At 73.5% G+C, this 23186-nt stretch carries 25 protein-coding genes; 11 read left to right on the top strand and 14 right to left on the bottom strand.

Translation table 11 applies throughout. The annotated features are described in order from the left end of the window. Nucleotides 1-67: 67 nt before the first annotated feature. On the top strand, nucleotides 68-1084 hold the full coding sequence (locus FB470_RS22005; protein ID WP_306994351.1) for a LacI family DNA-binding transcriptional regulator: 1017 nt from the start codon (nucleotides 68-70) through the stop codon (nucleotides 1082-1084). Between the two features lie 33 nt (nucleotides 1085-1117). Here the strand turns inward: FB470_RS22005 and FB470_RS22000 are convergent, their stop codons facing one another. Further along, entirely contained in the window at nucleotides 1118-2491 is a 1374-nt protein-coding gene (locus tag FB470_RS22000) for an MFS transporter (protein WP_306994349.1), read from the bottom strand. An 87-nt stretch (nucleotides 2492-2578) separates the two neighbouring features. Between FB470_RS22000 and FB470_RS21995 the strand changes: the two genes are divergently transcribed. Beyond that, complete coding sequence (locus FB470_RS21995) at nucleotides 2579-3184, top strand: TetR/AcrR family transcriptional regulator (protein ID WP_306994347.1); 606 nt, start codon at nucleotides 2579-2581, stop codon at nucleotides 3182-3184. A 146-nt stretch (nucleotides 3185-3330) separates the two neighbouring features. Here FB470_RS21995 and pntB read toward each other — a convergent pair whose 3' ends face one another. From pntB to FB470_RS21980, 3 genes are all read right to left on the bottom strand, one after another. Next, nucleotides 3331-4791, bottom strand: coding sequence for a Re/Si-specific NAD(P)(+) transhydrogenase subunit beta (gene pntB / locus FB470_RS21990; protein WP_306994346.1), 1461 nt, complete (start codon nucleotides 4789-4791; stop codon nucleotides 3331-3333). Nucleotides 4792-4811: 20 nt separating this feature from the next. Next, complete coding sequence (locus FB470_RS21985; protein WP_306994344.1) at nucleotides 4812-6338, bottom strand: Re/Si-specific NAD(P)(+) transhydrogenase subunit alpha; 1527 nt, start codon at nucleotides 6336-6338, stop codon at nucleotides 4812-4814. A 154-nt stretch (nucleotides 6339-6492) separates the two neighbouring features. After that, nucleotides 6493-6783: an acyl-CoA dehydrogenase family protein gene (locus FB470_RS21980; RefSeq protein ID WP_306994342.1), complete on the bottom strand. Its 291-nt coding sequence runs from the start codon at nucleotides 6781-6783 to the stop codon at nucleotides 6493-6495. Between FB470_RS21980 and FB470_RS21975 the strand changes: the two genes are divergently transcribed. Next, nucleotides 6760-6957 carry a hypothetical protein gene (locus FB470_RS21975; protein ID WP_306994340.1) on the top strand — a complete coding sequence of 66 codons (198 nt, stop codon included), beginning with the start codon at nucleotides 6760-6762 and terminating at the stop codon, nucleotides 6955-6957. The two genes, FB470_RS21980 and FB470_RS21975, sit on opposite strands and share 24 nt — an antisense overlap. Nucleotides 6958-6965: 8 nt before the next feature. Here FB470_RS21975 and FB470_RS21970 read toward each other — a convergent pair whose 3' ends face one another. Then, nucleotides 6966-7862: a LysR family transcriptional regulator ArgP gene (locus tag FB470_RS21970; protein WP_306994338.1), complete on the bottom strand. Its 897-nt coding sequence runs from the start codon at nucleotides 7860-7862 to the stop codon at nucleotides 6966-6968. 69 nt (nucleotides 7863-7931) lie between these two features. Here FB470_RS21970 and FB470_RS21965 point away from each other — a divergent pair, with 69 nt between their 5' ends. From FB470_RS21965 to FB470_RS21950, 4 genes are all read left to right on the top strand, one after another. Next, the gene (locus FB470_RS21965; protein ID WP_306994337.1) at nucleotides 7932-8552 is read left to right on the top strand and encodes a LysE/ArgO family amino acid transporter; all 621 of its coding nucleotides are present in this window, start codon (nucleotides 7932-7934) and stop codon (nucleotides 8550-8552) included. Between the two features lie 133 nt (nucleotides 8553-8685). Beyond that, complete coding sequence (locus tag FB470_RS21960; protein ID WP_306994335.1) at nucleotides 8686-9069, top strand: hypothetical protein; 384 nt, start codon at nucleotides 8686-8688, stop codon at nucleotides 9067-9069. Nucleotides 9070-9175: 106 nt separating this feature from the next. Then, the gene (locus tag FB470_RS21955; protein ID WP_306994333.1) at nucleotides 9176-9532 is read left to right on the top strand and encodes a histone-like nucleoid-structuring protein Lsr2; all 357 of its coding nucleotides are present in this window, start codon (nucleotides 9176-9178) and stop codon (nucleotides 9530-9532) included. 335 nt (nucleotides 9533-9867) lie between these two features. Further along, nucleotides 9868-10224 carry an STAS domain-containing protein gene (locus FB470_RS21950; RefSeq protein ID WP_306994331.1) on the top strand — a complete coding sequence of 119 codons (357 nt, stop codon included), beginning with the start codon at nucleotides 9868-9870 and terminating at the stop codon, nucleotides 10222-10224. A 30-nt stretch (nucleotides 10225-10254) separates the two neighbouring features. Here FB470_RS21950 and FB470_RS21945 read toward each other — a convergent pair whose 3' ends face one another. Beyond that, nucleotides 10255-10689: a DUF6292 family protein gene (locus tag FB470_RS21945; RefSeq protein ID WP_306994329.1), complete on the bottom strand. Its 435-nt coding sequence runs from the start codon at nucleotides 10687-10689 to the stop codon at nucleotides 10255-10257. A gap of 122 nt (nucleotides 10690-10811) precedes the next feature. On the opposite strand from FB470_RS21945, the gene FB470_RS21940 reads away from it, so the two are divergent. The 3 genes from FB470_RS21940 (at nucleotide 10812) to FB470_RS21930 (ending at nucleotide 13194) form a co-directional block, all read left to right on the top strand. Continuing rightward, nucleotides 10812-11141 carry a helix-turn-helix domain-containing protein gene (locus FB470_RS21940; protein ID WP_306999422.1) on the top strand — a complete coding sequence of 110 codons (330 nt, stop codon included), beginning with the start codon at nucleotides 10812-10814 and terminating at the stop codon, nucleotides 11139-11141. Next, nucleotides 11104-11490, top strand: coding sequence for a hypothetical protein (locus FB470_RS21935; protein ID WP_306994327.1), 387 nt, complete (start codon nucleotides 11104-11106; stop codon nucleotides 11488-11490). Before FB470_RS21940 ends, FB470_RS21935 begins: the two co-directional genes overlap by 38 nt. 687 nt (nucleotides 11491-12177) lie before the next feature. Further along, nucleotides 12178-13194, top strand: a complete 1017-nt coding sequence (locus tag FB470_RS21930) for an LLM class flavin-dependent oxidoreductase (protein WP_306994325.1) — start codon at nucleotides 12178-12180, stop codon at nucleotides 13192-13194. 11 nt (nucleotides 13195-13205) lie between these two features. Here FB470_RS21930 and FB470_RS21925 read toward each other — a convergent pair whose 3' ends face one another. The 6 genes from FB470_RS21925 to FB470_RS21900 form a co-directional block, all read right to left on the bottom strand. After that, nucleotides 13206-14381, bottom strand: a complete 1176-nt coding sequence (locus FB470_RS21925) for a zinc-dependent alcohol dehydrogenase (protein WP_306994324.1) — start codon at nucleotides 14379-14381, stop codon at nucleotides 13206-13208. Nucleotides 14382-14393: 12 nt separating this feature from the next. Then, nucleotides 14394-15302: an SRPBCC family protein gene (locus tag FB470_RS21920; protein ID WP_306994322.1), complete on the bottom strand. Its 909-nt coding sequence runs from the start codon at nucleotides 15300-15302 to the stop codon at nucleotides 14394-14396. A gap of 36 nt (nucleotides 15303-15338) precedes the next feature. Continuing rightward, the gene (locus FB470_RS21915; RefSeq protein ID WP_306994320.1) at nucleotides 15339-15890 is read right to left on the bottom strand and encodes a helix-turn-helix domain-containing protein; all 552 of its coding nucleotides are present in this window, start codon (nucleotides 15888-15890) and stop codon (nucleotides 15339-15341) included. A 409-nt stretch (nucleotides 15891-16299) separates the two neighbouring features. Next, complete coding sequence (locus FB470_RS21910) at nucleotides 16300-16914, bottom strand: ATP-binding cassette domain-containing protein (protein ID WP_306994317.1); 615 nt, start codon at nucleotides 16912-16914, stop codon at nucleotides 16300-16302. Beyond that, a complete protein-coding gene (locus tag FB470_RS21905) occupies nucleotides 16914-17597 on the bottom strand; it encodes an ABC transporter ATP-binding protein (protein WP_306994315.1) in 684 nt (227 codons plus the stop codon). The genes FB470_RS21910 and FB470_RS21905 overlap by 1 nt, the downstream gene beginning before the upstream one ends. Next, nucleotides 17584-20160 (bottom strand): ABC transporter permease, encoded by a 2577-nt coding sequence (locus tag FB470_RS21900; RefSeq protein ID WP_306994313.1) that lies wholly within the window; start codon nucleotides 20158-20160, stop codon nucleotides 17584-17586. The genes FB470_RS21905 and FB470_RS21900 overlap by 14 nt, the downstream gene beginning before the upstream one ends. A gap of 62 nt (nucleotides 20161-20222) precedes the next feature. Here FB470_RS21900 and FB470_RS21895 point away from each other — a divergent pair, with 62 nt between their 5' ends. Then, entirely contained in the window at nucleotides 20223-20729 is a 507-nt protein-coding gene (locus FB470_RS21895) for a molybdenum cofactor biosysynthesis protein (protein WP_306994311.1), read from the top strand. 48 nt (nucleotides 20730-20777) lie between these two features. Here the strand turns inward: FB470_RS21895 and FB470_RS21890 are convergent, their stop codons facing one another. After that, nucleotides 20778-21641, bottom strand: a complete 864-nt coding sequence (locus FB470_RS21890; RefSeq protein ID WP_306994309.1) for an SAM-dependent methyltransferase — start codon at nucleotides 21639-21641, stop codon at nucleotides 20778-20780. A 336-nt stretch (nucleotides 21642-21977) separates the two neighbouring features. Next, complete coding sequence (locus tag FB470_RS21885; RefSeq protein ID WP_306994307.1) at nucleotides 21978-23144, bottom strand: alpha/beta hydrolase; 1167 nt, start codon at nucleotides 23142-23144, stop codon at nucleotides 21978-21980. Nucleotides 23145-23186: the final 42 nt, after the last annotated feature.

Here is a 23186-nt window from a genome sequence, read left to right as displayed (position 1 = left end):
GGGACATGAAACGCGCCGCGACGCGGGACTGTCAAGAGCCGGGACGGCCGTGGGCGATACTGGAGCGGTGAGCAGACCGGCCGCGAAGATCACGATCCGGGACGTGGCCGAACGCGCCCGGGTCGCGATCAGCACCGTCTCGCACACCTTTTCCGGCAGCAGGCCGATCTCGCAGGCCACCCGGGAGCGCGTGCTGCGCGCGGCCGAGGAGCTGGGCTACGACCCGAACCCCAGCGCGCGGTCCCTGCGCACCGGGCGGTCCGGGATCGTCGGGCTGGTGCTGCGGCCGCGCTACGCGGTCACCGGGACGCCGGACCGGGCCGAGACGTTCAACCGCCTGGTGGGGTCGGTCGCCACCGAGATGCTGCGGCGCAAGACCGGGCTGATCCACGTGCCCGACATCGACGACCCGTCGGTGGCGCGGGTGCCGATGGACGGCTGCATCGTGGCCCACCCCTACGGCGACGACCCGGTGCTGACCGAGCTGACGCGCCGCGGGATCCCGGTCGTCACGGTCGAGGAGGACCCGGAACGGCCCGATCTGCCGTGGGCCGTGCGGCTGGACTACCCCAAGGTGGTCACGGAGTTGCTGGACCACCTGCGCGAGGGGGGCGCCCGCCGCATCACGCTGTTCACCGGCACCGAGGACAACGCGTGGAACCGGCGCACCCGGGAGACCTACCTGGCCTGGTCCGCACGGCGCCGCCGCGCGCCCCGCGTCGAGGTGCTCAGCGAAGGCCTGACGCCGGAGGACGCGATGACGGCGGTGCGCGCGTCCCTGCGCGGGCGGCACCGCCCGGACGCGATCATCATGGCCACCAGCGATTTCGCGGCACCGGCCGCCCGCGTCGCGACCGAGGAGGGCCTGCGCGTCCCGGACGATCTGATGATCGCCTCGCTGACCGACAGCGAGCACTCACGCACGGCGTCCCCGCCGATCACGGCGATGGACCTCAACCACGAAAGCCTCGCCGAGCACGCGGTCGAGCTGATGCTCGCCCGGCTGTCGGGCGCCGCCGAGCCGGCGGAGGCACTGGTGATCGACCCGGTGCTGCACCTGCGCGCGTCCACCCTGCGGTCCTGATCGGACAGTCCGGACAGGACCGCCGGGGAACGCTCAGCCGACCGGTGCGGGCCGGCCCGGGGCCAACGCGGCGGCCCCCGCCGCGGCGGCGAGCGCGGCCGCGGCGAACACCAGGAAGCCGTTCGTGAAGCCGGTGAGGGTGTCGGCGACCAGGCTCGCCGCCGCGACGCTCGAGACCACCGCGGCGCCGAGCGAGGCACCGAACTCGTGGAACGTGCTCACGATGCCCGAGGCGATCCCGGCCTCGTGCGGGGCGACCTGCCCCAGGGCGGTCGCGGACGCGACGACGAACAGCACGCCGGTCCCGGCGCCGCCGACCGCCATGCTGAGCGTGACCACCACGGGGTTCATCGCGAGCGCGGGCAGGCCCAGGCCGGCCGCGGCGACCAGCAATCCGGACACGGCGAGCGGTCGTGCGCCGAACCGCGCGACGACCCGTCCGGTGAGGTTGGCCGCGGCCGTGGTCATCAGCGCGACCGGGAGGAACAGCAAGCCGGTCTGCAGCGCGTTGTAGCCGCGCTCGTGCTGGAAGTAGAACGTGCCGAGGAAGAACACGGCGACCGTCAGCGCCGTCGCCATCAGGATGAGGAACGTGCCGGTCGCCACCGGGCGGCGGACCAGCAGCCGGACGTCCATCAGCGGGGCCCGCGCGGAGCGCTGCCAGGCCACGAACGCCAGGTAGCCGGCCGCGGCCGCGAGCACCAGCCAGCCCGTGGTCGCGGTCAGCCACCCCTGGTCACCGGCGTTGATCAACCCGTACACCAGCGCGCCGGACGCGGCGGTGACGAGCAGCGCCCCCGGCACGTCGAGCCGCGCCCGCGGCGCCGCCACCGTCCCGCGCGGCAGCATCCGGGCCAGGGCGACGACGATGACGAGCCCGATCGGCACGTTGACCCAGAACACCCAGGGCCAGCCGGGACCGGCGGTGAGCAGTCCGCCCAGCAGCACGCCGAGGGCTGCGCCCCCGCCGCCCAGCGCGGACCACACACCGAGCGCCTTGTTCCGCTCGTCGCCGTCGAACAGCGCGACGACCAGCGACAACGCCGACGGCGACAGCAGCGCCGCGCCGACGCCCTGCGCGATCCGCCCGCCCAGGAGCACACCGGCGGACGGGGCGAGCCCGGTGGCCAGCGACGCCAAGGTGAACACCAGCAGGCCGGCGAGCGCGACCCGTTTCGCGCCGGCGAGGTCGGCCAGCCGCCCGCCGAGCAGCATCAGGCCGCCGAAGGTCAGCGTGTACGCGCTGACGGTCCAGGTCATCGCGGCGCGGCTGAGGCCCAGGTCGTTCTCGATGTGCGGCAGGGCGATCGCCACGACCGTGACGTCGAGGATGAGCATCAGCTGGGCGATGCCCAGGAATCCGAGGATGCGCCACCGCAGGGGATGTCTTCCGGGGAGTTCTGACATGGCCGGCTCCGGTCAACTCGTACGACACAGTACGACTTACAACGGCCATGCTAACTCGTACATTCCCATACGAGCTAGACTGCGGCCGTGGCCACTTCCGCCCGACCGCGCCGGCGCGCCGACGCCGAACGCAGCATCGCCCGCATCGTCTCCGCCGCACGGGAGGTTCTCAGCCGCGATCCGGACGCGAGCATCGACGACGTCGTGAAGGCGGCCGGGGTCGGCCGGATGACGCTGTACGGGCACTTCCCCAACCGGGCATCCCTGGTCGAAGCGGCCCTGGCCGAAGCGCTGCGGGTGGGCGAGGAGGTGCTGTCCGCGGTCGACCTCGAGGGCGACGCGCGCGCCGCACTGGCCCGGCTGATCGAGCCGAGCTGGTCACTGGTGGCGGAGTCGACGAAGCTGCTGCAGGCCGCCGAGGACGTCCTGCCGGCCGCGCGGATCCGCGAACTGCACGGCGACGCCGCGACGCGCATGGCGGACCTGATCCGCCGCGGCCAGCGGCAGGGCGTGTTCCGCACGGACCTGCCGCTGACGTGGCTGGTGAACGTCGTGCACTACGTGCTCAACGGGGCGGCCGAGGAAACCCGCGCGGGACGCCTCGGCGCGGCGGAGGCACCGGGGGTCGTGATCGCGACCGTGCAGTCGTTCCTCACGCCCCCGGCGGGCGGTCAGGCGATGTCCGGTAATTGATCTGGCTGTGGGTTCTGTTCGACGGGATCGCGGTCGCCCGGATCGGACCGGGTCGACCACGCTGCCGACGCGGTAGTCGCCGACAAGCCCTACTCCCACCCCTCGACACGGCAGGCGATCCCTGGTCGTCGTCGCCGCGGCGCCGGTCAGCCCTGCGCCGCGCCCGCGCGGGCCGGTGCTCCGGTGGGCAGGGCGCGTAGCAGGTCTTCGACGCGTTCTTTGGCGTCGCCGAAGAGCATGGCGGAGTTGTCGCGGAAGAACAGCGGGTTCTGCACACCGGCGTAGCCGGAGGACATGGAGCGCTTGAAGACGACGACGTTGCGGGCCTCCCACACCCGCAGCACCGGCATGCCCGCGATCGGCGAGCCGGGGTCCTCGGCCGCGGCGGGGTTGACGGTGTCGTTGGCACCGATGACCAGGACGACGTCGGTGTCGGCGAAGTCGTCGTTGATCTCGTCCATCTCCAGCACGATGTCGTAGGGCACCTTGGCCTCGGCGAGCAGCACGTTCATGTGCCCGGGCAGCCGCCCGGCGACCGGGTGGATGCCGAAGCGCACCTGCACGCCGCGCTCCCGCAGCCGCCGGGTCAGCTCGGCCACCCCGTGCTGGGCCTGCGCGACGGCCATGCCGTAACCGGGGGTGATGATCACGCTGCTCGCGTCGGCCAGCAGGTCCGCGGCCCCGTCGACGGTGATCTCGCGGTGCTCGCCGTACTCGACATCGGACCCTGCCGCAGTGTTCTCCAGGCCGAACCCGCCGGCGATGACGGAGATGAACGAGCGGTTCATCGCCTTGCACATGATGTAGGACAGGTAGGCACCGGAGGACCCGACCAGCGCGCCGGTGACGATGAGCAGGTTGTTCTCCAGCAGGAACCCGGACGCCGCCGCGGCCCAGCCGGAGTAGCTGTTGAGCATCGACACCACCACCGGCATGTCCCCGCCGCCGATGGAGGCCACCAGGTGCCAGCCCAGCGCGAGCGCCACCACGGTGACCACGACGAGCAGCCACAGCTGCGGGTCGATCACGAACCACACCGTCAGCGCCACGAACACCACCAGGGCGCCGAGGTTGAGGAAGTTCTTGCCGGGCAGCATCAACGGCTTGGAGTTGATCCGCGCCGACAGCTTCAGAAACGCCACGATCGATCCGGTGAAGGTCACCGCCCCGATGAAGACGCCGATGAACACCTCGGCGGAGTGGATCCCACCCAGCCCGAGTGCTTCCAAGGTGTGGGCCTCGGCCCCGCCGGGGTGGGCTTCCACTTCCTGGTAGCCGTTCCAGCCGACCAACACGGCGGCCAGGCCGACGAAGGAGTGCAGCAGCGCGATCAGCTCGGGCATCCCGGTCATCTGCACCGCCCGGGCGCGCTGCAGGCCGACGGCGGCGCCGAGCACCATCGCCACCACCAGCAGCACGACGCCGAGTGTGGAGATGTCGCGGTGCACCGCCAGCGCGATGGTCGCGGCCAGGGCGATGACCATCCCGGCCATGCCGAACCCGTTGCCGGTCTTCGCGGTCTCGTGCCGCGACAGCCCGGCCAGCGCCAGGATGAACAACAACGCGGCGACCAGATAGGCCGCCTGGGCGATCGTGTCGAGGTTCATGTCACTCTTCCTGGTCGAGATCAGCTGCGGGAGAACATCGAGAGCATGCGCCGCGTGACGGCGAACCCGCCGAAGATGTTGATCGAGGCCAGCAGGATCGCGGCGAACGAGATCCAGGTGACCACCGCGTTGGCGTGGCCGACCTGCAACAGCGCACCGACCACGATGATCCCGGAAATCGCGTTGGTCACCGACATCAGCGGCGTGTGCAGGGCGTGGTGCACCTTGCCGATCACGTAGTAGCCGATCACCACCGCCAGCGCGAACACCGTCAGATGCCCCTGCAACGCCGGCGGCGACGCCGCCACCAGCAACAGCAACAGCGCGCCGACCACCGCGGTCAACCCGATCCGGGCCGCCGCCGACATCTTCTTCTCCGGCTCCGGCTCCGCCGGCGCGGCCTTCGGGGCCGCCTGCGCCGGCGCCGCGGACACCGGCGCCGGGGGCGGCGGCCACAACAGCTCACCGTCGCGCACCACGGTCATCGACCGGATCACGATGTCGTCGGTGTCGAACACCGGCGTACCGTCCTTGCCCGGCGTCACCAGCTTCATCAGGTTGACCAGGTTCGTGCCGTACAGCTGCGAAGACTGCGCGGGCAGCCGCCCGGCGAGGTCGGTGTAGCCGAGGATGGTCACGCCGTTGTCCGTCGTCACGGCCTTGCCGGCCACCGTGCCCTCGACGTTGCCGCCGTTGGCCGCGGCCATGTCCACGATCACGCTGCCCGCCCGCATCGAGGCGACCATGTCGGCGGTGATGATCCGCGGCGCCGGCTTGCCCGGGATGAGCGCGGTGGTGATGACGATGTCGACGTCGCGGCACTGCTCCTCGTAGAGCTTGCGCTCCCGGGCCTTGTAGTCCTCGCTCATCTCCTTGGCGTAACCGGTCGCCGACACCTCGACATCCGGCGCCTCGATCGACAGGTACTCCCCGCCCAGCGAGGCGACCTGGTCGGCCACCTCCGGGCGCGGGTCGGTGGCCCGCACGACCGCGCCCAGGCTCCCGGCCGCGCCGATCGCGGCCAGGCCCGCCACCCCGGCGCCGACCACCAGCACCTTCGCCGGCGGCACCTTGCCCGCCGCGGTCACCTGACCGGTGAAGAACCGGCCGAACGTGTGCGCCGCCTCCACCACCGCCCGATACCCGGCGATGTTGGCCATCGACGACAACACGTCCAGCGACTGCGCGCGCGAAATCCGCGGCACCGCATCCATCGCCATCGCCGTGACCGGCCGCCGCGCCAGATCCTCGACCAGGTCCTTGTTCAGGGCCGGCGCCAGCAGGCTGATCAGCGTCGCGCCCGGCTTCATCGCGTCCAGCTGCTCGGCCGAGGGCGCGTTCACACCCAGCACGATGTCCGCCCGCACCGCGTCACCGATCGACGCACCAGCCTCGGCGTAGGCCTCGTCGGTGAAACTCGCCGCCACACCGGCGCCCGGGTCCACCACCACCTCGTAGCCCAGCTTCCGCAGCTGGCCGACGGTCGCCGGGGTCGCGGCCACACGGGTCTCCCCCGCCTGGGCCTCCTTCAGCACTCCGATGAGCATCGAATCTCCTCGTCCACGCTCGGGCGCGGTCATCGTCTCACGGTTGTCCGGATTCCCGGGTGACGGTGGCCACAACCGGGCTTCCGCCCTGGTGGCCCGGCACCCGGTTGACGTGCAGGCTGGACACACACCCGGTGGCCGGGCGCCGGTTCCGTCATCGCGAAGCAGGAGCAGATCTCGCCGCTCCCCAGCGGGCGCTCGCGGCCTCGAGCATGTGCATGTTGCCCTCGTCGGGCGCGGCGATGTTGAGGGCGAGCGGTCCGAGCAGGGAGTAGCCGGCCTCCTCGAACACCACGGCGCGGCCCCCCATGTCCAGGCCGCGCCCGCCGTACGTGGGCGAGGCGTGCGGGGCGAAGACCCCCGCCTCCTTCGCGGCGCGCTGCAGCCGGGCGCGGACCTCGTCGGAGCGCACCACGCCCCGGTGTTCCTCCTCGACGGGGATCACCGCATCGCGGACGAACGCCGCGGTGCGGCGGGCGAGCGCGGCGACGTAGACCTGCGCGCCGGGTACGAGGCCGGGTTCCGCGCAGTGGTGCAGGGGGGTGTCGACGAAGGGGCCTTCGCGGTGGTCTGGCAGTACAGCGAGTTCGCCCTCCGCCTGGTCGGCGCCCGCGGCTGAGCAGGGCGTCAGTGCAGCGCCTGTGCCGCCGCGGCCGCGATCGTCTCGGCCACCAGCGCCAGCGCGGGCACGTCGAGCGTCCACTGCTGCCAGAACAGCGGCACGTCCATCCGCAGTCCCGGCGCCAGTTCCACCAGGGCGCCCGACTTGAGCAGCGGCGCGGCCTGCGGCTCGGGCACCAGGCCCCAGCCCAGTCCCGCCGCCACCGCGTCGCAGAAGCCTTCCGACGTCGGCACGTGGTGCCGGAACGCGGAGGCGCCCGAGCGGCCGGCGGTGAGCGACCGGACGAACCGGTCCTGCAGCTCATCCCGCCGGTCGAAGACCACCACCGGCGCGTCCGGCAGGCGGCGCTCCAGCGGCCCGCCGTCCAGGTGGTCCGCCACGAACCGCGGGGTGGCCGCCGGCCGGTAGCGTGCCAGCCCCAGCCGCCGCACCGTGCAGCCCGCCACCGGCTCCGCCGACGCGGTCACCGCGGCCATGACCTTTCCCTCGCGCAGCAGCTCCGCGGTGTGCGTCTCGTCCTCGCGGTGCAGCTCGAAGCACACGGGCGGGTCCTGCGGCACCCGCGTCAGCGCGGGCAGGAACCAGGTGGCCAGCGAGTCCGCGTTCACCGCGATCGCCAGCCGCGCCGGGGCGCTGCCCGCCGCGATCCCCAGCTCCGCCTGCGCATCCCGCTCCAGCGCCGCCAGCTGCCGCGCGAAACGCACCACCACCTGACCGGACTCCGTCGGCCGCACCGGCTTCGTCCGCATCACCAGCACCCGCCCGGTGCGCTGCTCCAGCGCCTTGACCCGCTGGCTGACGGCGGACGGCGTCACGTGCAGGGCCGCGGCCGCGGCGTCGAAGGTGCCCTCGTCGACGACCGCGAGCAGCGTGCGGACCTGGTCGAACGGCAGATCGGCCATCACAAGCGCTAATGATACGTAAAGATGTTTAGCTGTACTGATGCCCGGAACGTCCCTACCGTCGGCGGGGTGAACGGCGGCATCCTCCCCGCGGCGCTCGCGGGTTTCGGCACCGGCCTGTCCCTCATCGTCGCCATCGGCGCGCAGAACGCCTTCGTGCTGCGCCAGGGCGTGCGCGGGCAGGCCGTTCTCGCGGTGGTCGGCATCTGCGCCGCGTCCGACGCGGTGCTCATCACGCTCGGCGTGGCCGGCCTCGGAGCGGTGGTCACCGCGTGGCCGGCCGCGCTGACCGTGGTCGGCCTGGCCGGCGGCGCGTTCCTGATCTGCTACGGCGCGCTGGCCGCCCGCCGTGTGCTGCGGCCCGGGCAGGCGCTGACGACGACCGGCGCCACGGCGGGGTCCGCCGGCACCGCGGTGCTCACCTGTCTCGCGATGACCTGGCTGAACCCGCACGTCTACCTGGACACCGTCCTGCTGCTCGGTTCGGTCGCCGCCGAACGCGGACCGCTGCGGTGGGTCTTCGGGGCCGGCGCGATGCTGGCGAGCCTCGCGTGGTTCACCGGCCTCGGCTACGGGGCCCGTCTGCTCAGCGGCGTCCTGTCCCGCCCCGCCGCGTGGCGCACGCTGGACGCCCTGGTCGCGACGACCATGCTCGCGCTGGGCGTCATGCTGCTGGCCCGCGCCCTCTGAACCACCGCTACCGGACCGGCTCCGGTGCGCACCCGGGGTGGGGCCGGCCCCACCCCGGTCGTGTGTCCCGGCCCGTACCGGGCGGCCCGGGTTCTCCCTAGCGTGGTGTCCACATCGGACATCGGGAGGAATCGTGGGAACCCTGGGCAAGGTGCGCAAGCTCGTGGCGGCCTACGGGGCGGTGAGCGTCGCGCTGCTCGTCGTGGTCGTGGTACTGGCGGTCACGGGGCACGCGGTGAGCTCGTTCCAGTGGGGACGGACCGGCGGGATGTTCGCGAGCGCGGCGGTCACGAACTGGTTCACCGTACTGGCAGCGCGGGGCGCGCGGTGGGCCTACGTGCGGGTGCGGGTCATCTCGGTCGTCGTACCGGTCGCGATCGTCGCCGTGGACAGCATTCCCGGCGCTCTGCCGCCGTGGTTCGCGGCGGCGCAGATCGCGGGCGCGCTCGCCCTCGTGCCGGCGGCGTTCCTGCTCAACGGGCGGCCACTGCGCGCCGCCTTCAGCAGGTCGCGATGACCGGGTGACCGGGCGCGCTCCGACGTCGTGACCGGGCCCTCCCGCACGCGGGTGACGTGCTACCTTGCGCTCGGAAACTGGTGGAATCCGAAGCTGAGTGGGAGTCATGGCGCAATCGGTAGTGGTGTCCCTGGTGGACGACCTGGACGGATCCGAGGCCGACGAAACGGTCGAGTTCGCGATCGACGGGGTCACCTACGAAATCGATCTGTCGGAGGACAACGCAGCCGACTTGCGTGACGCGCTCGCACAGTTCGTGGGCCACGCGCGCCGCGTCGGCGGCCGCAAGCGCCGCACCTCGGGCGCGGCGGTCGCCGTGCCCGCCAAGGTGACCTCACCGCCCAAATCGGACCGCGAACAGAACGCCGCGATCCGCCAGTGGGCGCGCAAGAAGGGCTTCGACATCTCCGATCGCGGGCGCATCCCCTCGGAGGTCATCGAGGCCTACCACGCCAAGAACTGAAACGAGCGGGGCCGCACGGAAAACCACCGTGCGGCCCCGCTCGTTTCCTCGAAAACCGCCTCACGGCGCCGTGTGCCACTGTTTTCCGGGCTGAATGTGACGTGATAACGCGGGGGCACGCTGCCGAACTTCTCCGTTTCCGGCACGGCACGCCGAAGCGGGCGCGCGTAGGAGCGGGTGTCGCAGGGTGAGTTCCTTGCCGGAACAGGGATCCGCGGCGCTCATACCCCGGCGCGCACCGGGCAAAACAAGGCTCACGCGGTCGGCGGTGCTCCCCTGCCGGATTCCGGTTTCGTGTGCATGATGGGCGGATGGCACCCAGCGACCGTTCCCCGGTGGGACTTCCGCCCGACGCCGCGCCCGCCCACACCATGACGGTGTCGGCCGAGCACCGCGGTCAGGACGTCGTGCTGACCGCGACGGGCGAGCTGGACGCCGCGACGATGCCCAAGCTGCGCCGCCTGATCCGGCTTGCGCTCGTCGACCACCCGCGGCGGCTCGTGCTGGACCTGACGGAACTGCGGTTCATCAGCTCCAGCGGGCTCGGCCTGCTGGCCACCACGCACCGCGAAGCCGCGCCGGCGCAACTGCGCGTCGTGGCCGGAGCGGTGGTCCGCCGGATCCTGGCCCTGACCGATCTGCTGGAGTTCCTGACCGTGCACGCGTCACTGGAGGAAGCGCTCAGCGGCTGAGGGCGTCGGGGGCCACCACCGGCCGCGGCGCTATCTCGCGGCGAGCAGCTCCTCACCCGCCGGGGCGTAGACGGCCAGCTCGTCGTGGACATCGCCCGCCTCCAGGACATCCGGCTCGGGAGCGCCGGCCGGCTCGCCGTCCAGCGCGCGGTGCACGAACCGCGCGACGACGCGCGGCGAGGGCACCACGGGTCCGCCCAGGTAGGCCAGCACCAGCAGGTCCTCACCGCAGCGGGCCTCCACCGCGACGGCCCACCCGTACCGCTCGTCCCAGAGCAGGGCCACGTCGCGGTCCGGGAAGGCCGGCACCCGGCCCTCGATCGCGACGTAGGCGCTGAGCGGGCGCTCCAGTTGCACGCACGAGCCCTGCCCGCTCAACCCGAGCGTCTCCTCGATCAGTCCGATGTACCGGCGCAGGCCCCGCGCGGGCCTGCTCTGCGGGTCGAGCCCCAGATCCGGAAACATCTGCCGTCACCTCCGTAGCCAATCTATAGTCGTGACTGTAGATTGAGTCAAGGCGATGGCGCAGATACACTGGAGGTGTGGCTACAGACAAGTTGGACGACGAGGACTACCCCGCGTGGACGATGGGGCAGGCGGCGGACGCGCTGGACGTGCAGCCCGCGTTCCTGCGCAGCCTTGACGCCGCCGACGTCGTCCAGGCGCACCGCTCGTCCGGTGGCCACCGCCGCTACTCGCGCCGCCAGCTGCGCCTGGCCGCGCGGGTCCGCGAGCTGTTCGACGACGGGATGACCCTCGCGGCGGCCGAGCGGATCGTCCGGCTGGAGGACCAGCTGGCAAAGGTGCGGGCCGAGAACCGGGAGTTGCGGCGCAGGCTGGGCGAGCACACCGATCACGAGACCGAACGGGAGGATGAGGATGGCGCTGGAGAACGTGTGGATTCGCACGCTCGGTGACGGGCTGGTCCGGGCCGACCAGGTCGTCGGGATCGGCAGCCACCGGACGCCGTCGCTGTCCGGCAAGCCGGGGCGGTGGCTGCTGACGGTGGCCCTGCCGGTGCCGACCGGCAACGGGCCGCTGCACCGCACCGTGGTGCAGACGGACCAGGAGGTGCCCTCCGCACCCGACCGGCTGGCGCGCCTGCTCGCGCAGCTCGCCGCCGTGGAGACCGCGGGCGTCGTCACGGCCATCCCGTGCGGCCCGGACCGCAGCGACGTGCGGTTCGAGTTCAGCCGCTTCGAGGCCGAGGTACCGGCGGTCATGGAGGCGGCCGCTGGCGTACCCGACGTGGTCGGCGCGCGCTGACGTGATCCGGGCGGCGCGAGGCGCCGCCCAACACCGCCCGGCCGCCTGTCGGCAGCGCATCCCCGGTCGGCGGCAGTACCGGGGGCGGGTGCCCCGCACGCCAGACCGGCAGCGCACCCCGGGGCTGGCAGCGCACCGCGGTCGCGGCCGTCCCCCGCCCGAGCGGCGGTGCAGGCCGGGCCGCTCCGCGCACCCCAGGGCCGGCGGGAGTACCCGGGCGGGTGCCCCGCACCCCGGGGCCGGCAGCACACCGCGGTCGCGGCCGCCCCCGGCCCAAGCGGCGATGCAGGCCGGGCCGGGCCGGTCCGCGCACCCCAGGGCCGGCGGCAGTACTCGGCGGATGCCCCACACCCCGGGGCCGGCAGCACACCCCGGGGCCGGCAGCACACCCCAGGGCCGGCAGCGGTACCCGGGCGGGTGCCCCGCCACCCCAGAGCGGCAGCGCACCCCGGTCGCGGCCACCCCCCACCCAAGCGGCGGCGCAGGCCGAGCCGCTCCGCGCCCCCGGGCCGGCAGCGCTCCCCTCCCCCAGGCGGCGGCCGCGGCGGGGTGAGCGGCGCAGCAGCCGATCGCCGGGGCCGCGGCCGCTCACCGAGCTCCCCCGGTGCGGCGTCCAGCCTGTGGGAACGCGGCGCCGCCGGTGGCGGGGCTGCCACAATCGTGATCACCGGACCCCGGGAGGATCACGTGCCACTGCCCTCGCAGCCGTTGCGGAAGCTGGGTTTCCTCACGATCGGCCTGTTCGACGAGGCCGATCCGCGCACCGGGCACGAGTCGACCCTCGGCGTCATCGAACTGGGCGAGCAGCTGGGCTTCGACAGCGCCTGGGTGCGGCACCGGCACCTGCAGTACGGCATCTCGTCGCCCGTGGCGGTCCTCGCCGCCGCCTCGCAGCGCACGCGCCGCATCGAGCTGGGGACGGCCGTCATCCCCCTCGGCTGGGAGAACCCGCTCCGCCTGGCCGAGGACCTCGCCACGGTCGACATCCTCTCCGGCGGCCGCCTCAACCCGGGCCTGTCCGTCGGCCCGCCGATGCACTGGGACCAGGTCAAACACGCCCTGTACCCGCACACCGCCGACGCGGAGGACTTCAGCCACGACCGCGTCCGCCGCTTCCTCGACGCCGTCCGCGGCGAGCCGGTCACGACCTTCCGCGGCACCGAGGGGTTCGAGGTCTACTCCGATCGCGTGCAGCCCCACTCCCCCGGCCTCGCGCGGCGACTCTGGTACGGCGGCGGAAGCCTCCGCTCCGCCCGGTGGGCGGGCGAGAACGGCATGAACCTGCTGACCAGCAGCGTCGTCAAAGCCGAGGAATCGGAGGACTTCGCGGAGATCCAGCTCGCCCTCATCCGCACCTTCCGGGCCCACCACCCGGACGGCGAGCGGGCGCGGGTCTCCCAGGGGCTGGTCGTGATCCCGACCGACTCGGCCACGCCGTCACAGCGTGCGAAGTACCGGGAGTACGCCGAGAAACGCACGCCCCGGACCCGTGAGCCGCAGGGGCCCGGCCGGTTGCTGTTCGCTCCCGATCTGGTGGGGACCTCGGATGAGATCGCCGAGCGGCTGTACGCACACGCCGCGTTCCGGGAGGTGGACGAGGTCGCCTTCGCCCTGCCGTTCACGTTCGAGCAGGCCGACTACGTGCAGATCCTGACGGACATGGCGGAGAAGCTCGGGCCCGCCCTGGGGTGGCGGCCGTCGTAGGGTTTCCGAACTCACGGCGTGAGTACCACCTTTTCGCACCCGTCCTTCTTGTCGCGGAACATCTTGTACCCCTTCGGCGCGTCATCCAGCTTCATCCGGTGCGTGATGACGAAACCCGGGTCGATGTCGCCCGCCACGATCCGGTTCATCAGGGGCCGCAGGTACCGGTGGACGTGACACTGCCCGGTCCGCATCCGCAGCGACTTGTTCATGAACGCGCCCATCGGGAACTTGTCGACCAGCCCGCCGTAGACCCCGACGACCGACACGACGCCCCCCGGCGCGCAGGCCATGATCGCCTCGCGCAGGGCGTGCGGGCGGTCCGTCTCGGTCATCGTCGCCTGCTTCGCCCGGTCGTACAGGTGCAGGGCGCCGACGTCGATGTGCGATTCCAGCCCGACCGAGTCGATGCAGGCGTCCGGCCCGCGTCCGGCCGTGAGCTCGTCCAGCGCGTCCAGCACGGGCGTCTCCGCGTAGTTGACGACGTCCGTCGCGCCCGCCTTGTCGCGGGCCATCTCCAGCCGGTACGGGAACCGGTCGATCGCGATGATCCGCTCCGCCCCCAGCATCTTCGCGCCGGCGATGGCGAACTGCCCGACCGGTCCGGCGCCCCACACCGCCACCACGTCGCCCGGCCGCAAGTCGCACATCTCCGCACCCATGTAGCCGGTCGGGAGGATGTCGGACAGGAACAGCACCTGCTCGTCGGGCACCCCGTCCTCGATCTTGAACGGGCCGAAGTCGGCGAACGGCACGCGCACGTATTCGGCCTGGCCGCCGGCGAACCCGCCGAGCATGTGCGAGTACCCGAAGATCCCGCACGGTGAGTGGCCCATCAGCTTCTCGGCGATCGCCGCGTTCGGGTTGGAGTTCTCGCACACCGACGTCAGCCCGCGCTCGCACGCCCGGCAGTTCCCGCAGGCGATCGGGAACGGCACGACCACGCGGTCGCCCGGCTTGACCTTGGTGACCTCCCGCCCGACGTCGACGACCTCGCCCATGAACTCGTGCCCGAGGATGTCGCCCTTGCGCATCGTGGGCACGAACCCGTCGTAGAGGTGCAGGTCCGAGCCGCAGATCGCGGTCGAGGTGACGCGCACGATCGCGTCGTGCGAGTTGAGGATCTTCGGGTCCGGGACCTCCTGGACCTTCAGGTGGTTCTTGCCCATCCAGGTGTTGGCTCGCATGTCAGGCTCCGATCAGGCGGGCAGGGGGTGGCCGGGGCGCTGGGTGAGGTGGTCGCGCGCGTCGGACCCGCCCGGTGACCCGTCGGAACGGACCACCTCGCCGGTCTCCAGCGTCTGCTTGAACCGCCGCAGGTCGTCTCGGAGCTGCTGGGACGGCTCGTCGCCGAAGAGTTTCGCGACGGCGGCGCCGAGCTTGCCCGCCGGCGGGTCGTAGGTCAGGTGCACGCGCAGTTCGGTGCCGCGCCCGCCCGGCGCGGGCCGGAACTCGACCCGCCCGGAGTTGCGCACGGTCTCCTTGTCCACCGACCGCCATGCGATGTGCTCGCCGGGCTCGTCGCTGGTGATCTCGGCGTGCCACACGATGTCGAGACCGGCCGGGCCGCGGGCGCGCCACCGGGTGCGGCCCTCGCCGACCGGCTGCACCGACACCAGGTGGGTCATGATGCGCGGCAGGTTCTCCAGCTCCCGCCACGCGGCGTACACCTCGCCGACGGGCCTGTTCACCGTGATGCGTGCCGCGGCCTCGACCGGGGCGCGGTTTCCGGCGCGGGTGATGACGACCGCGGCCACCACGTCGGCGACGGCAACACCGGCCACCGCCGCGGTCGCCACGGCGGCGCGGCGCCGCGAGTCCGGATCACCGGCGCGGCGGCGCACCGCGGAGAGCATGCCCAGGTCGACCGCGTCGCCGGCGACCCGCGCCCACAGCCACCCCACCGGGTTGCGCCGCGATCCCAGGCCCACCCCGGCGGTGACTTCGCGGGCGCCGCCCGCCCAGCGGTGCACCGCCCGGGTGCGGTCGTCGTCCCGCGCGCCGATGAGGCGGTTGAGCGCGGCGGGCGCCACCAGCTGCGCGGTGCCGAGTCCGATGCTGAAAACCCCGAGGCCGTCCACCAGCCTCCGGGAGAGCTGTCGTTTCATCGCGTGGTTCCCTCGCTGTGTCGGCGTGAGCCGACCTCATACCCCGCACACGGGCAGGGAAACCGTTGCCCGGCGCGGGTTTCCGGCGGCGGGCGGGGCGCCGGTGAGACGGGCCCCGGCGATCGTGCGGAAGGCCGCGTCGTGGTCGCCGGCCCGCTTGGCGGGCACGACGTGGCTCGGCTCGACGCACTCCAGTGGGACCGTGGTCGGGCCGGTGCCGTACCGCCCCGCCGCGCCCGGGGACGATGGCCACCGCCTCGCCGCCCGCGGTGAGCTCGACTTTGTCCTCGACCGTCTCGACCAGGGGACCGTCCGGGGCGGCGCGCCCGTCGGGCCGCGGGTCGGCGCGCCTCGTTCCGGCGCAGGTGCACGGCACGCACGTCGGAACCGGGGCGCTGGTGATGCATTCCGCGCACCGCGGGCGTGACGATGAGGTGCACGGTGCAGCCGATGGTGAGCCAGCCCGCCCGGGCGGCGGCCCCCGTATGCGCCCAGCTGCCGTTCGAGCGAGCGGATCTGCCGGCTCAGGGAGGGCTGGGTGATGTGCAGCGCAGCCGCGGCGCGGCCGGAAGTGCCGGTGCTCGGCAACGGCGGAGCGGACTTCCTCGCCCGGGCTCATCCGGGACGGCTGGTGCTCGGGCCGGGCGTCGGTTACCCCGAGCAGGCCCGCATCGCTCGGCCGGGAGTTCGGCAGCCCGCTGTCCACGATGCACCGCTCCCTGGACCGCGTACCCGCGGGTCCTCGCCGCGAACGGCCCCGAGATCACCGCACGCGCGAGACGGACACTCGGTCCGGACAGGCTCCTGGTCGTCGGCGTATCTGATCCCCGGTGGCGACCGCGACCACACCCGGGAGAGCGTGCGACACAGTCTCGGCCAGGCGAGGTTCGCCAACGCCCTCGCCGGAGCTCGGTACGAGACCGCCGAGCCGGGCGACGAGCACAGCTGATCGCCGATCTCGTCACCGGCCTGACCGCCACGGTCGCCGGGCGGCGGCTCATCCGCGCAGGACGCTGCCCGCCCCGAGCCGGATCTCGCGGTCGGCGTACCGGACCGCGACCGGGTCGTGACTGGCGATCAGCACGGCCGCGCCCCGGTCCGCCGCGGCCCGCAGCGCGTCCAGCACCAGCAGCGCGCGGCGGTGGTCCTGGTGCGACGTCGGCTCGTCGGCGATCACCAGCGCCGGCGCGGCGACCAGCGCCCGCGCCACCGCCGCCCGCTGCTGCTCGCCCCGCGACACCTCGCCCGGCCGGCGGGCGGCCAGCCGGGTCAGGTCCAGCGCCTCCAGCAGGTCCCCGCCGCCGGGGCGGCCGAGCGCGAGGGCGAGGTTGTCGGCGAGGGTCAGCTCCTCGAACAGGCTGATCGACTGCGGCACGAAACCGACGTCGGACCACGACATCCGGTCCATCGGCAGGTCCGGCAACGGCGGGCTCGGCACCACCTCGCCCCCGTCGGGCGTCTCCCAGCCGCCCGCGATCATCAGCAACGTGCTCTTGCCCGACCCGGACGGGCCGGTGAGCACGGCCAGCTCCCCCGCCGGCAGGTCGGCGTCGACCGGCCGCAGCGCCTCCGCCTCCCCGTAGCTCTTGCACACCCCGCGCAGGCTCAGCATCAGCCCTCCCCCAGCCGTCCGTCGACCAGTTCGACCACCCGGTCCGCCGCCCGGCTCACCTCCGGGTCGTGGGTGGCGAGCAGGACCGCCTGACCCCGGTCCGCCAGTCCCCGCAACGCCTCCACCGCACGGGCGGCCGAGGCGCGGTCCAGCTGCGCCGTCGGTTCGTCCGCGACCACCACCGCCGGCTCACCGACCGCGGCGAACGCGAGCGCCAACCGCTGCTGCTCGCCACCGGAGAGCCGCCGCGGCACGTGGTCCCGCCGGTGCTCCAGCCCGAGCGTGCCGAGCACCCGGCCGGCGCCGGTGTCGCGGCCGCGCAACCGCGCGGCGAGCGCCAGGTGCTCGGCGACCGTGAGGTAGTCGAGCAGGTTGTCCGCCGGGTCGGGGAACACGTACCCCACCCGCGCCCGGCGGATCGCGCGCCGCGCCCGCGCGGACAACGCGGTCACCTCCGTGCCGTCGATCCACACGCGCCCCTCCTCGGGCCGTTCCAGGCAGGCCAGGATCTTCAGCAGCGTCGACTTGCCCGATCCGGACGGGCCCACCACCGCGGTGATCGCGCCGCGGTGCACCGACAACGCCACGTCGGACAGGGCCCGCACGGACTCGCTGTGGTGCGAGGGCGTCGGGTAGTCGTACCCGACGCCCTCGCACCACAGCGACCGCTCATCGCGCGTCACGCAGCACCTCCGCAGGCCGGGCGCGGGAGACCGCGCGTTGCGCCAGGGCCGCCGCGACCACCGTCGTCACCGCCGCCGCGCCGGCGAGCCCCGCGACCAGTCCCCACGGCACGTCCAGCAACGTGCCGGGCAGGGTGGCGGGGTTGAGGTCGTAGCCGCCGGAGGTCCAGCCGACCGCCACCGCGGCCAGCACCAGCCCGGCGACGAACCCGGCCAGCAGCAGGCCGCCCACTTCGAAACACAGCGCCCGCCAGTGGTCGGCCGGTGTCACCGACATGCGCCGCAGCAGGACGTAGGCGCTGCGCCGGGCCCGCGCCTTGGCCGTCAGGTAGAGCAGCAGGCCGACGACGATGATCGCGCCGCACAGCAACGACACCGCCGCCAGGAAGCCGAAGGTGTAGGTGATCGGCGAGTACACGCCGCCCGCGGTCACGTTCGTGGCTTCGGCGTAGGTGCGCACGGGAAGCCCGGCGGCGGCGACCTCGGGCAGCAGCAGGTCCGGGTCGCCGCGCACCCACAGTTGCGGCCGGGTGGCCAGGCCGAGGGAGTTCAGGACGTCCTGGCGCACCACCAGCAGCGGGTTGCCCGACTTCTTGCCGGGCAGCTGCGGCACGGCGACGACGGTGAGCGGCACGGCGCGCCCGCCGATGTCCACAGTGGACAGGCCGTCGGCGCCGGGCAGCCCGGCGAGCAGGCCGATCGGTTCCCCGCCGGCCATCCGGCCGAGCAGACCGGGCAGGGACGGCCCGGGCAGCGCGGTGTCCCAGAACGCGACCCGGCCGAACGTGGCCGGGTCGACGCCGAGCACCTCCACGGTGCTGCCGGCGACGTGCCCGTTCGAGTAGAAGGACACCTGGCTGGACCGGTCCGCCAGCGCGGGCGGGGTGGGCGCGGGCCGGTCCAGTGAGAAGACGACGTCGGTGCCGACGATCAGCTGCCCTTCGGCGTGCAGCGTGCGGTCCACCGAGCCGGTCACCGACGCCCCGTACACCGCCAGCGCCACCGGCACCGCGGTCGCGCCGATCAGCACGGCGGCCGCGACCGGGCCGGCCAGCACCCGCCGGCTCGCCAGGAACCAGCCCGTCCGCGCCGGCCCGCCGCGCGCCCGCACGCGCGACAGCGCCCAGCGGGTGAGGCGCGCCGCGGCCAGGGCGAGTGCGATGACCAGCAGGATCGGCGCGACCACGAGCCGGGGTGGCACGCGGGCGACCGTGCCGGCGCTCCCGGTCAGCCCGGCCTGCACGTCGTCGCCCAGGACGAACCAGCTCACCACAGCCGCGGCGAACGGCAGCAGCTCCCAGGGCACCCAGCGGCGGCGCCGCGTCCGCGCCGGCGGCACGTCGAACAGGTGCGCCGCACGCCGCCCGGCGACCAGGCCCACGGCTGCCAGGGTCACCGCGACCGCACCCGCGGCGGCGCCGATCGAGCCGGCCAGCGCCGCCGGCGTGACCAGGGAGCCCGGACCGGCCGACCCGACGAGTGCGCGGGCGGCGAACCAGCCGCCGGCTGCACCGGCGGCGACGCCGGCCGCCACCTCCAGCACCGCCTTGCCGGCGAGCGCCACCGGCCCGACGCCGCGCGCCGACAACACGGTCAGCTCCGCGCGGCGGCGGTCCACCCAGAACCCGCCCGCCGCGCCCGCGACGACCAGCCCGGCGAGCGTGGCAGCTGCCGCGAGCGGCACGACGGTGCCGGTCAGCGCACCGGCCACCAGGTCCGCCCGCTCGGCCATCGCGGGCAGGGCGGAGGCGAACCGGACGCCGTAGGAGAACTGCCCGGCGGCCTGGTTGGTGTTGTCGCGCAAGCGGTCGAGGCCGTCGAGTACGGGGTCGACGTTCGCCGTGGTGAGGCCGTCCGCGTCGACCGTCAGCTCGATCGTGGTGGTGGCGGCGGCGCCGGTGCCGCGGGCGAGGTCGACGAAATCGGCCCGCGACACCAGCGCCAGCGGGTAGATCGCGGCCTCGCCGAGCGGCTTGCCGCGGTAGAGGTCGACCAGGCCGCACCAGTACGGCTGGTCGGGCTGCGCGCGCAGGTCCTGGTAGATCGCGGCGACGGGCATCGGCACCGTGTGGTTCTCCTGGCTGACCGGGACGCGGTCGCCGACGTGGATGCCGCGCTCGGCGGCGAACCCGTCGGGCAGCCAGACGCCGGGGCCGCGTCCGCCGTCGAGCACCGTGACGTGGTCGGCGAACCTGTCGCGGGCGACCAGCGAGACCGTGCCGTCACCGGCGCGCGCCCGGCTGGTCAGCGTGACGACCGGCGCGGACAGCCGCGGCACCGTCGCCCCCTCCGCGGCCAGCGACCGGACCCGCTCGTCGAGCGGTGGTCCGCCGTTGTCGAACCGCACGCCGCCCTGGACGTGGGCGCCGGTGTAGGCCGGGCAGGCGTCCGCGATCTGGTCGCGCAGGCTCGCGTTGCCCGCCGCGGACAGGAACAGGGCCGCGGCGGCCGCGGGCAGGGCGACGAGGAACGCGGCGGCGGCGATGGCCACCGCGACCGCGGGCTGGCGCAGGAGCATCCACGGCGCCCGTGCCCAGGGTGCGGGCAACCCCCAGTGCTTCACCGGCGCAGTCTCCCACGAGCGCGGCCCCGAGATCGGCGATTTCCCGGAGGTAGTGTGCACGGGTGCGGGTGGAGATCGTGGCGCTGGTGGTGTCGCCGATCCACGCCTTCGAGGGACGCCCCGCCGACGGGCCGCGCGCGGATCCGGGACCGGTGAGCCGGGACGAGGTGGCGGTGCGGGCCGGGCTGGGGTTGGTGGGCGACCGCTACTTCAACCGGCCGGCGCACCGGCAGGCCGCGCTGACGGTGTTCGACGCGTCGGTGTTGCCCGCGGGGGCCGATCCGGTGGCCGCCAGGCGGAACATCGTGCTGCGGGGTTTCCGCGTCGACACGCTCGCACGGACGCGGGAAGTGCCGGAGGGGGCGGTGTTCAGCCTGGATTCCGGCGCGGGGGCGGTGCGTTTCCAGGCCCACCGGCCGGCGCACCCGTGCGCGTGGATGGACGTCACCCTGGGTTCGGGAGCGTTCCGCGCCCTGCGCGGACGCGGGGGCGTGCGGTGCGTCCCCCTGGACGACGGGGTCCTGCGGGTGGGGCCGGCCGATCTCGAGGTCCGGACATCGCCGCGCTGAGCCGGACGCCACCGCGGGTGCGCGCCGCCCCGCCGCCCACCCGGGCGGTCAGGGCTTGCGGCCCACCCCGGCCCACACCACGGACTCGTTGGGCTCGTCGAACTCGATCTCGGGCGCGTTCTCGCCGCTTTCCTCGGGGTGCCACAGCGGCGTCCACGTCGCGCCGGGCTCCACCATCTCCAGGTCCCCGAACAGCGCCTCGATCTCCCGCCGCGGGCGCCAGATCACCGGCGTCGCCGTGGCGTCGTACATCTCGCCGAACTCGGCCATCTCCCGCGCCCGGCTCGCCGACACGCCGTCCGCCGTGCCGTGGGAGAGCACCAGGTACGAGCCGGACCCCAGCAGCTCCCGGTAGCGCGCCACCGCGGCCGGGCCGACGTCGGAACCGTCCGGGCCGGGCTGCGTGACGTGCAGGACCGCGATCAGCAGCAACGCCACCGGCTGCCCGAAATCGATCACGCCGGTCTCGGACACCTTGCGCCACAACAGGTCGGGGTCGCGCAGGTCGGCCTGGAGCACGCGGTGCCGGGCGAGGTCGCCCTCCTTCTCCAGCAGCATCTGGGAGTGGGCGACCGCGACCGGCTCGTTGTCGACGTAGACCACGCGCGCCCCGGAGTTCAGCTCGTCGGCCACCTGGTGCGTGCTGCCCATCGTCGGCACCCCGGCGCCGATGTCGACGAACTGCCGCACGCCCCGCTTGACCAGGTACCGCACCGCGCGGTGCAGGAACAGCCGGTTCGCCCGCGCCGCGTCCCGGACGAACGGGAACTTCTCGAGCGCCTTCTCCGCGAACACCCGGTCCACCGCGTAGTTCGCCTTGCCGCCCAGGTAGTAGTCGTACACCCGGGCCACGTTGGGGTGGTCCAGGTCGACGCCGTCCATCGGGAACTGCTCGAACCGGGACTTCGCCATTCCTGCCTGCTTTCCGCGCGCTGAAGGGGATGCGGGAATACTAGCGGCGCCCGCGAACCCGCCGACGGCAACCGGTCAGGCGAACGGGCCCGGCGTCGATGCCGCAGGTGGCGCCGTCCGCGGGTCGAACACCCCGGTCCGCCCGAAGTACGGCACCCGCTGGTCCTCGCTGACGGCCGATCGGCGGTACACACGTTCGTCCCGTGGCACCACGCCCTCCGCGCGACGGATGGCGTCGAACGCCTCGATGCTGTTGCCCGCGCAGGTCGCCGACGGCGCTGAGAAAGCGCTTTCCCAGACGTCGTGGAGCCGTTGCAACGGTCGACACCCGTGGAGTCAACCGCCGAGGAAATCGTCCACCTCGGCGAGGAACTCGGCCCACGCCGGTTCGTGCTCGGTGAGGATGTGGTTGCGGCTGTCCAGGAAGCACACCCGGCTGTCCGGGATGAGCGCCGCCAGTTCGCGCGCCTGCGACCGGGGCACGCGCAGGTCACCGCGCGAGTGCAGGATCAGCGTCGGGCAGCGCACCGAGGCCGCGAGTCCGGACACGTCGATGCGGGCGAACACGTCCAGGAACCGCACCACGTTGTCGTTGGAGGTGGTGGCCCGCTGCAGGGCGTTGAACGCGTCCCACAGCTCGCGGCTGCCGTCGGGCAGGAACTGGCTCGCGAACACCTGCCGAAACGTCGGGTCGTCGTGCCGCCAGCCGATCCGGCCCAGTGTCAGGTCCAGCTCGGCCTCCTCCTTCTCCTCCGGGGTGGCGGCACGGGCGAACCGGCCGCGGCCGTAGGCGCCGGCGAGCACCAGCCGGGACACCCGCTCGGGGTGGCGCACGGCGTAGGCGATGGCGACCGCGCCGCCCTGGGAGATGCCGAGCAGCGGGAACCGGTCCAGGCCCACGCTGTCGACGACGAGTTCGAGGTCGTCGACCCAGTCCTCGAACCGGAAGTCGCCGACGTCCCAGTCCGACAGCCCGCAGCCGCGCTCGTCGTAGCGCACCAGGGTGTGCCGCCGGGCGAGGCCGTCCAGCCAGTGCGCCCAGATCGGGCTCGTCCACTCCAGGTCCAGGTGGGTCAGCCAGTTCGCCGCCTTGACCAGCGGCGGCCCGGTGCCGGACAGCGCGTAGGCCACGCACGCGCCGTCCGGTGAGCGGCAGTAGCGGATCTGCTGCGGAATCCGGCCGCGCGGCGGGGCGCCGCTCTCCCGCACCTCCGCGATGAACCGGTAGCCGACGCCGTGCACGGTCGCGACGATGCGCTGCCGCTCGCCGCTGTCGCCGATCGCGCGGCGCAACGCCTTGACGCGGCTGGTGAGCGCGGACTCGCTGACGTGCCGGTAGCCCCACACCGAGTCGAGCAGTTCGGTCTTGCCGACCACGCGGTCGCGGTGCCGGATCAAGTGCGTGAGCAGGGCGAAGACCTGCGGTTCGACGTGCACGGGTTCGCCCCGGCGGCGCAGCTCGAAGCGCCGCGGGTCGACCTCGCAGTCCTCGAACGCGTACACGGCAGGTCACCTCGTCAGCGAATCTCCACATCATCCCCACGA

Source organism: Amycolatopsis thermophila, assembly GCF_030814215.1.
Lineage (GTDB): Bacteria > Actinomycetota > Actinomycetes > Mycobacteriales > Pseudonocardiaceae > Amycolatopsis_E > Amycolatopsis_E thermophila.
The sequence above is the reverse complement of the archived record's forward strand: the minus strand, read 5'-3'. Positions and strand labels throughout refer to the sequence as shown.

Bases quoted from the DNA above. Each gene is read 5' to 3' on its own strand.
- FB470_RS22000 (WP_306994349.1), bottom strand. From the start codon at position 2,491: ATGTCAGAACTCCCCGGAAGACATCCCCTGCGGTGGCGCATCCTCGGA.
- pntB (WP_306994346.1), bottom strand. From the start codon at position 4,791: ATGAACCTCGACACGATCGCCCAGGCGGCCTATCTGGTCGCCGCGTTG.
- FB470_RS21985 (WP_306994344.1), bottom strand. From the start codon at position 6,338: ATGCTCATCGGAGTGCTGAAGGAGGCCCAGGCGGGGGAGACCCGTGTG.
- FB470_RS21970 (WP_306994338.1), bottom strand. From the start codon at position 7,862: ATGGCCGATCTGCCGTTCGACCAGGTCCGCACGCTGCTCGCGGTCGTC.
- FB470_RS21955 (WP_306994333.1), top strand. From the start codon at position 9,176: ATGGCGCAATCGGTAGTGGTGTCCCTGGTGGACGACCTGGACGGATCC.
- FB470_RS21945 (WP_306994329.1), bottom strand. From the start codon at position 10,689: ATGTTTCCGGATCTGGGGCTCGACCCGCAGAGCAGGCCCGCGCGGGGC.
- FB470_RS21940 (WP_306999422.1), top strand. From the start codon at position 10,812: ATGGGGCAGGCGGCGGACGCGCTGGACGTGCAGCCCGCGTTCCTGCGC.
- FB470_RS21935 (WP_306994327.1), top strand. From the start codon at position 11,104: ATGGCGCTGGAGAACGTGTGGATTCGCACGCTCGGTGACGGGCTGGTC.
- FB470_RS21925 (WP_306994324.1), bottom strand. From the start codon at position 14,381: ATGCGAGCCAACACCTGGATGGGCAAGAACCACCTGAAGGTCCAGGAG.
- FB470_RS21920 (WP_306994322.1), bottom strand. From the start codon at position 15,302: ATGAAACGACAGCTCTCCCGGAGGCTGGTGGACGGCCTCGGGGTTTTC.
- FB470_RS21910 (WP_306994317.1), bottom strand. From the start codon at position 16,914: ATGCTGAGCCTGCGCGGGGTGTGCAAGAGCTACGGGGAGGCGGAGGCG.
- FB470_RS21890 (WP_306994309.1), bottom strand. From the start codon at position 21,641: ATGGCGAAGTCCCGGTTCGAGCAGTTCCCGATGGACGGCGTCGACCTG.